The organism is uncultured Nevskia sp. (genome assembly GCF_903885465.1).
Taxonomy (GTDB): domain Bacteria; phylum Pseudomonadota; class Gammaproteobacteria; order Nevskiales; family Nevskiaceae; genus Nevskia.
Window position 1 is genome coordinate 1 of record NZ_CAISIQ010000386.1, and the last position, 5,160, is coordinate 5,160.

The window sequence follows — 5,160 nt, forward strand, 5'->3', positions numbered from 1 at the left end:
CGGTGCTGGCGGTCCTGCTGATCGCCCACTGGGGCACCGCCAGTGCGATTCCCGCGCTGCTGTCCTACCTCGGCTTTCAGGCATTTGCGGCGCTGACCACCACTTACGCCCGCCGCGCCGAAGAAGCCCGCGACGCGCTGCGGGCGATCAATGCCGAACTGCTGGCCACCCGGCAGTTGCTGCTCGAATCGGCGCGTGGCGAAGAGCGGCTGCGGCTGTCGCGCGAGCTGCACGACGTCGCTGGCCACAAGCTCACCGCACTGAAGCTGCAACTGCGGATGATCGAGCGCGAAGTGGCCGAGCCGCAGCGTGCGGTGGTCGGCGATTGCATGCGGTTGTCCGATGAGCTGCTGGCTGATGTCCGCGGCGTCGTCGATACCCTGCGCGCTCATGACGGCATCGATCTGCACGCCGCGCTGCGGGCGCTGGCGCCATCGCTATCTCGACCAGTGCTGCGCTTCGAGCTGGATGCGGCTGCGCGTCCAGCAACGCTCGATCAGGCGCAGGCATTGCTGCGAGTCGCCCAGGAAGCCCTGACCAATGCGCTGCGCCATGCGGGTTGCGCGACGATCGTGCTGCGGCTGCAACGTCACGAGCAGGGCATCGAGCTGCAGATCGAGGACGACGGCCGCGCGCAATCGCTGCCCGAAGAAGGCAACGGCCTGCATGGCATGCGCGAACGGCTGGCGGCGCTCGGTGGTGCGCTGAGCATTGCCGTACGGCCCGAAGGCGGACTGCGTCTGAGCGTGCAACTGCCGGTGTCGCCATGAGCGAGGCCGTGCTTCGTCTGGCGCTGGCCGACGATCAGGCGCTGGTCCGCAAGGGCTTGCGGGCGCTGCTCGAATCGCTCGGTGGGCTGGACGTCGTCATCGAAGCGGCCGATGGCGCGGCCTTGCTCGCCGCGTTGCAGACCACGCAGGTCGACGTGATCCTCAGCGACATCCGCATGCCCGTGCATTCCGGCATCGAAGTCGTGAAGCTGCTGCGTGCACGTGGCGATTACACGCCGGTGGTGTTGCTCACCACGTTCGATGATCCGGGGCTGATGCAGGGCGCGATCAGTGCCGGAGCGCAGGGCTATCTGCTGAAGGACGCCGAGCCCGAAGCGCTGGCGGCCGCGATCCGCGCCGTTGCCGCCGGCCGCAGCCTAGTGTCGCCGCAGAGTCTCGATGCGGCGCGTCGCGTCGCCGTGCAGGACGACGCCAAACCGGTGCGCCTGACCGAACGCGAGCTGGCGGTGCTGCGGCTGGTCGCCGGCGGCTACTCGAACAAGGAAATCGGCCGCGCGTTGAACATTTCCGACGGCACGGTGAAGAACCATCTGACCGAAATCCTGGCGCGTCTCGATGCCCGCGATCGCACCCATGCGGTGCTGAAGGCGATTGCGGCGCGGCTGCTGTAGGCGGACATTTGCCAGGTGCGCAGATAGAATGCGCATGTCAGACGAACTGGACACTCCGCGATGCTCGCCAAGACTCCAAGCACCAAGCCGGAACGCCGCGCTGTGAATCTGTCGGTCAGCAGCAAGCTGATCGACGAAGCGCGCGCGCAGAAGCTGAATCTGTCGCGGGTGCTGGAGGAAGCGCTGGAAGCGAAGTTGCACGAGCAACGGGCGCTGCAGTGGCAGGAGGAGAACCGCGAAGCGATCGCTTATCACAACGAGCGAATTGCCCGCGAAGGCATGTGGAACAAGGATCTCCTGTCGTTCTAACCGAAATGGCGCGCTTCCAGGTCTTTCGCAATCCTCGTCCGAGCCGCACGGATATTCCGTTCCTGCTCGACGTGCAATCTGATCTGGTCGATACCAATTCGCGCGTCGTCATTCCGCTGGTACGGAAGGAGCGCTACGGCAAGGCTTATACGCGGCTCAATCCGGAATTCACCGTGCAGGGTCAGGCCCTCGTGGCATCGACCGCCGACCTCGCAGCACTGGCCACACGCGATCTCGGCAGACCGGTGGATAACCTGTCTGACCACCACGCCGACATCATGTCGGCCCTCGATTTTCTGCTCACAGGCTACTGATGAAGTTGATTGATCCTCGCGACCGCCTGATCGTCGCCCTCGATGTCCCCGAAGCCGCGGATGCTCGCGCCCTGGTCGAGCGCATCGGCGATGCCGCCACGTTCTACAAGATCGGCATGGAGCTGTGCATGGCGCCGGGCTTCTTCGAATTGCTGGCCTGGCTGCGCAAGCAGGACAAGAAAGTGTTTGTCGATCTGAAGTTCTTCGACATTCCGGAAACCGTGGCCCGCGCAGTGGCTCGCTTGAGCGAGCAGGGCGCGCAGTTCTGCACCATCCACGGCAACCAGGCGATCATGCAGGCCGCAGCGAAAGCCAAGTCGAATGGCCTGAAGGTACTGGCCGTGACCGCGCTGACCAGCCTCGACCGCGGCGATCTCGACGACCTCGGCTTTGCCTGCGATGTCGAAGCGCTGGTGCTGTCGCGCGCACGCCGTGCTTTGGCGGCCGGCTGCGACGGCGTGGTGTCGTCAGGCCTTGAAGTCGAAAAACTGCGGCGCGAAGCTCCGCATGAACTGATCTGCGTGACGCCGGGCATCCGCCCGGTCGACAACGACGTAATTTCGAACGGCAGCGGCGACCAGAAGCGGGTGATGACGCCAAGCCGAGCGCTGAAAGCCGGCGCGGACTACCTGGTCGTCGGCCGTCCGATCCGTGATGCAGCAGACCCCCGCGCTGCGGCGCTGGCCATTCAATCCGAAATCCTCAGCGCGCTCGCACCATGACCAACCAGCCCGAACATCTGCAGAACGATCGCTTTCTCCGCGCGCTGAAGCGCCAGCCGGTCGACCGCACGCCGGTCTGGCTGATGCGCCAGGCTGGCCGCTATCTCCCGGAGTACCGCGCGTCGCGCGCCAAGTCCGGTGATTTCCTGAGCCTGTGCAAGAACCCTGATCTGGCCTGCGAAGTCACCCTGCAGCCAATCGATCGCTACGGCTTCGACGCCGCGATCCTGTTCTCGGACATCCTGACCATCCCGGACGCGATGGGCCTTGGCCTGTACTTCACAGAGGGTGAAGGTCCGGCGTTCAAGAAGACCGTGCGCACCGCCGCCGACATCGCGGCCTTGCCGATTCCCGATCCGGAAACAGAGCTGCGCTACGTGATGGATGGTGTGCGCGCCTGCAAGAAAGGCCTCGCCGGCCGCGTACCGCTCATTGGTTTCGCCGGCAGTCCGTGGACGCTTGCGACCTACATGATCGAAGGCAGCGGCTCCAAGGATTTCCGCAATGCCAAGGCGATGCGCTATGGCGCGCCGCACCTGCTGAAAGCACTGCTCGACAAGCTCACCGAAAGCGTGGCGCTGTATCTCGCCGCCCAGGCCGATGCCGGCGCCAACGCGCTGATGGTGTTCGACACCTGGGGCGGCGTGCTCGATCGCGAGGGCTACAAGTTCTTCTCGCTGGCCTCGATGGCCAAGCTGGTCGATCGCCTGAAAGTGCTGGCGCCCGGTGTGCCGGTGATCCTGTTCTCCAAGGGCTGCGGCCAGTTCCTGCTGGAAATGTCGGCCACCGGCTGTGCCGGTCTCGGTGTCGACTGGACCACCAACATCGGCGACGCGCGCCACATGGTCGGCGGCAGCGTGGCATTGCAGGGCAATCTCGATCCGACCGCGCTGTTCGCGCCGCCGGAAACGATCCGCGATCTGGTCGGCAAGATCCTCGACGATTACGGCCCGGCCAACGGCCACATCTTCAACCTCGGCCACGGCATCGTGCCGGGTACGCCGCCGGAAAATGTCGCGGCACTGGTTGAAGCCGTGCGCGAACTGAGCCCGCAGTACCACGAGATCGCCGAAGCCGAAGCGCCTTGATCGGCGCGATGAACCACGCGGGCCTGAAGCGCTGGTTGCCGCCGCAGGCGATCGGCGTGCTGACCTTCGCCGCGATGTTCGTCGTGCTGATGTTCTGGGCCGGCCTGCTGATCCTGCCGGCGGCGATCGTGAAGCTGCTGGTGCCATTGCCGGTGCTGACTCGCCAGCTTGATCGCTGGATCGCCTGGTGCGCCGGCTACGGCTGGGTGGGCGGCAATCAGCAGGTGTTCCAGCTGCTCCATGGCCGGCGCGAGAACCTGCAGGTCAATGGCGCGCTGGACCCGTCGCGGAGCTGGATGATCGTCTGCAATCACCAGAGCTGGGCGGACATCCTGATCCTGTTCGACGTCATGTACGGCCGCACGCCGTTTCCGCGCTTCTTTCTCAAGCGCGAGCTGATCTGGATTCCGCTGGTCGGTTTCGTCTGCTGGGCGCTGGACATGCCGTTCATGAAGCGCAATTCGGCAGCGGCGATCGCGAGGAATCCGGACCTGCGCAACCAGGATCTGGAAACCACGCGCGGCTTCTGCGAGAAGTTCAAGCGCAAGCCGATCGCCGTGGTCAATTTTGTCGAAGGCACGCGCTACACGCCGGAGAAGGCCCAGGCCAAGGGTTCGCCGTATCGCCATCTGCTGCGGCCGAAGTCCGGTGGCTTCAGCTTCACCTTGAACGCGATGGGCGAGCAGTTCGCTGGGCTGATCGACGTCACCATCGTCTATCTGCCCACCGGCAATACGCGCAGCAAGCTGTGGAGCTGGTTGTGCGGCGAGCAGAACGCGGCCTATGTGCAGGTTGATGTGAAGCCGCTGCCAGTCGAACTGCTGGGTGGCAACTATCAGGACGACGAAGCCTTCCGCGAGCGTTTCCAGGACTGGGTCAACGGCCTTTGGATGGACAAGGACGCGGTCATCGACAGGACCCTGGTCAAGGACTGGGTTCCGCTCGCGGCGCCATCCGGGTAGACTTCGCGGGCTCATTGGGGAGTAGTCACCCGGCGCGCTGACCGAAGTACTGGCAGGCGTTGATCGGGGAATGCGTCAACACAATCGATCGCAAGATCGTGGCGCATTCAGATCGGGAAGCCTTTCCCGCATCAGGCGAGACCTTTGACGCGCAGCCACTCCCGGGTCGGGCATGGTCGCGTGTCAATCGTCCACGATCGCCCGGCCCCGAGAGTCCTCCATGTTTGAAGCCTTCGGTATTTCCACGCTGGTCGTCGCAGTTGGCGAGATCGGCGACAAGACCCAGCTGCTGGCGCTGCTGCTCGCTTGCCGAGTCCGCAAGCCGGTGCCGATCCTGTTCGGCATCCTCGCCGCGACGATCGC

At 64.8% G+C, this 5,160-nt stretch carries 8 protein-coding genes and 1 riboswitch; all 8 genes read left to right on the forward strand.

The window, feature by feature from the left end; genetic code table 11:
* Window positions 1-770: histidine kinase (locus tag QZY06_RS15080; RefSeq protein WP_295685890.1), on the forward strand; the 770-nt coding region annotated here is incomplete at its 5' end.
* Complete coding sequence (locus tag QZY06_RS15085) at window positions 767-1,402, forward strand: response regulator transcription factor (protein ID WP_295685891.1); 636 nt, start codon at window positions 767-769, stop codon at window positions 1,400-1,402. The genes QZY06_RS15080 and QZY06_RS15085, both read left to right, overlap by 4 nt.
* Before the next feature lie 60 nt (window positions 1,403-1,462).
* Window positions 1,463-1,711 carry a type II toxin-antitoxin system CcdA family antitoxin gene (locus tag QZY06_RS15090; RefSeq protein ID WP_295685892.1) on the forward strand — a complete coding sequence of 83 codons (249 nt, stop codon included), beginning with the start codon at window positions 1,463-1,465 and terminating at the stop codon, window positions 1,709-1,711.
* 5 nt (window positions 1,712-1,716) lie between these two features.
* Window positions 1,717-2,025, forward strand: a complete 309-nt coding sequence (locus tag QZY06_RS15095) for a CcdB family protein (protein WP_295685893.1) — start codon at window positions 1,717-1,719, stop codon at window positions 2,023-2,025.
* Window positions 2,025-2,747 (forward strand): orotidine-5'-phosphate decarboxylase, encoded by a 723-nt coding sequence (gene pyrF / locus QZY06_RS15100; protein ID WP_295685894.1) that lies wholly within the window; start codon window positions 2,025-2,027, stop codon window positions 2,745-2,747. Before QZY06_RS15095 ends, pyrF begins: the two co-directional genes overlap by 1 nt.
* The gene (gene hemE, locus QZY06_RS15105; protein ID WP_295685895.1) at window positions 2,744-3,835 is read left to right on the forward strand and encodes a uroporphyrinogen decarboxylase; all 1,092 of its coding nucleotides are present in this window, start codon (window positions 2,744-2,746) and stop codon (window positions 3,833-3,835) included. Before pyrF ends, hemE begins: the two co-directional genes overlap by 4 nt.
* An 8-nt stretch (window positions 3,836-3,843) precedes the next feature.
* On the forward strand, window positions 3,844-4,797 hold the full coding sequence (locus QZY06_RS15110; protein WP_295685896.1) for an acyltransferase: 954 nt from the start codon (window positions 3,844-3,846) through the stop codon (window positions 4,795-4,797).
* 4 nt (window positions 4,798-4,801) lie between these two features.
* Window positions 4,802-4,996: riboswitch (yybP-ykoY riboswitch) on the forward strand.
* A gap of 21 nt (window positions 4,997-5,017) precedes the next feature.
* On the forward strand, window positions 5,018-5,160 hold a 143-nt coding region (locus QZY06_RS15115; RefSeq protein WP_295685897.1), incomplete at its 3' end, for a TMEM165/GDT1 family protein.

Excerpts from the sequence above, each read along its gene's own strand:
- pyrF (WP_295685894.1), top strand. The coding sequence starts at position 2,025 with ATGAAGTTGATTGATCCTCGCGACCGCCTGATCGTCGCCCTCGATGTC.
- QZY06_RS15095 (WP_295685893.1), top strand. The coding sequence starts at position 1,717 with ATGGCGCGCTTCCAGGTCTTTCGCAATCCTCGTCCGAGCCGCACGGAT.
- QZY06_RS15110 (WP_295685896.1), top strand. The coding sequence starts at position 3,844 with ATGAACCACGCGGGCCTGAAGCGCTGGTTGCCGCCGCAGGCGATCGGC.
- QZY06_RS15085 (WP_295685891.1), top strand. The coding sequence starts at position 767 with ATGAGCGAGGCCGTGCTTCGTCTGGCGCTGGCCGACGATCAGGCGCTG.
- QZY06_RS15090 (WP_295685892.1), top strand. The coding sequence starts at position 1,463 with ATGCTCGCCAAGACTCCAAGCACCAAGCCGGAACGCCGCGCTGTGAAT.
- hemE (WP_295685895.1), top strand. The coding sequence starts at position 2,744 with ATGACCAACCAGCCCGAACATCTGCAGAACGATCGCTTTCTCCGCGCG.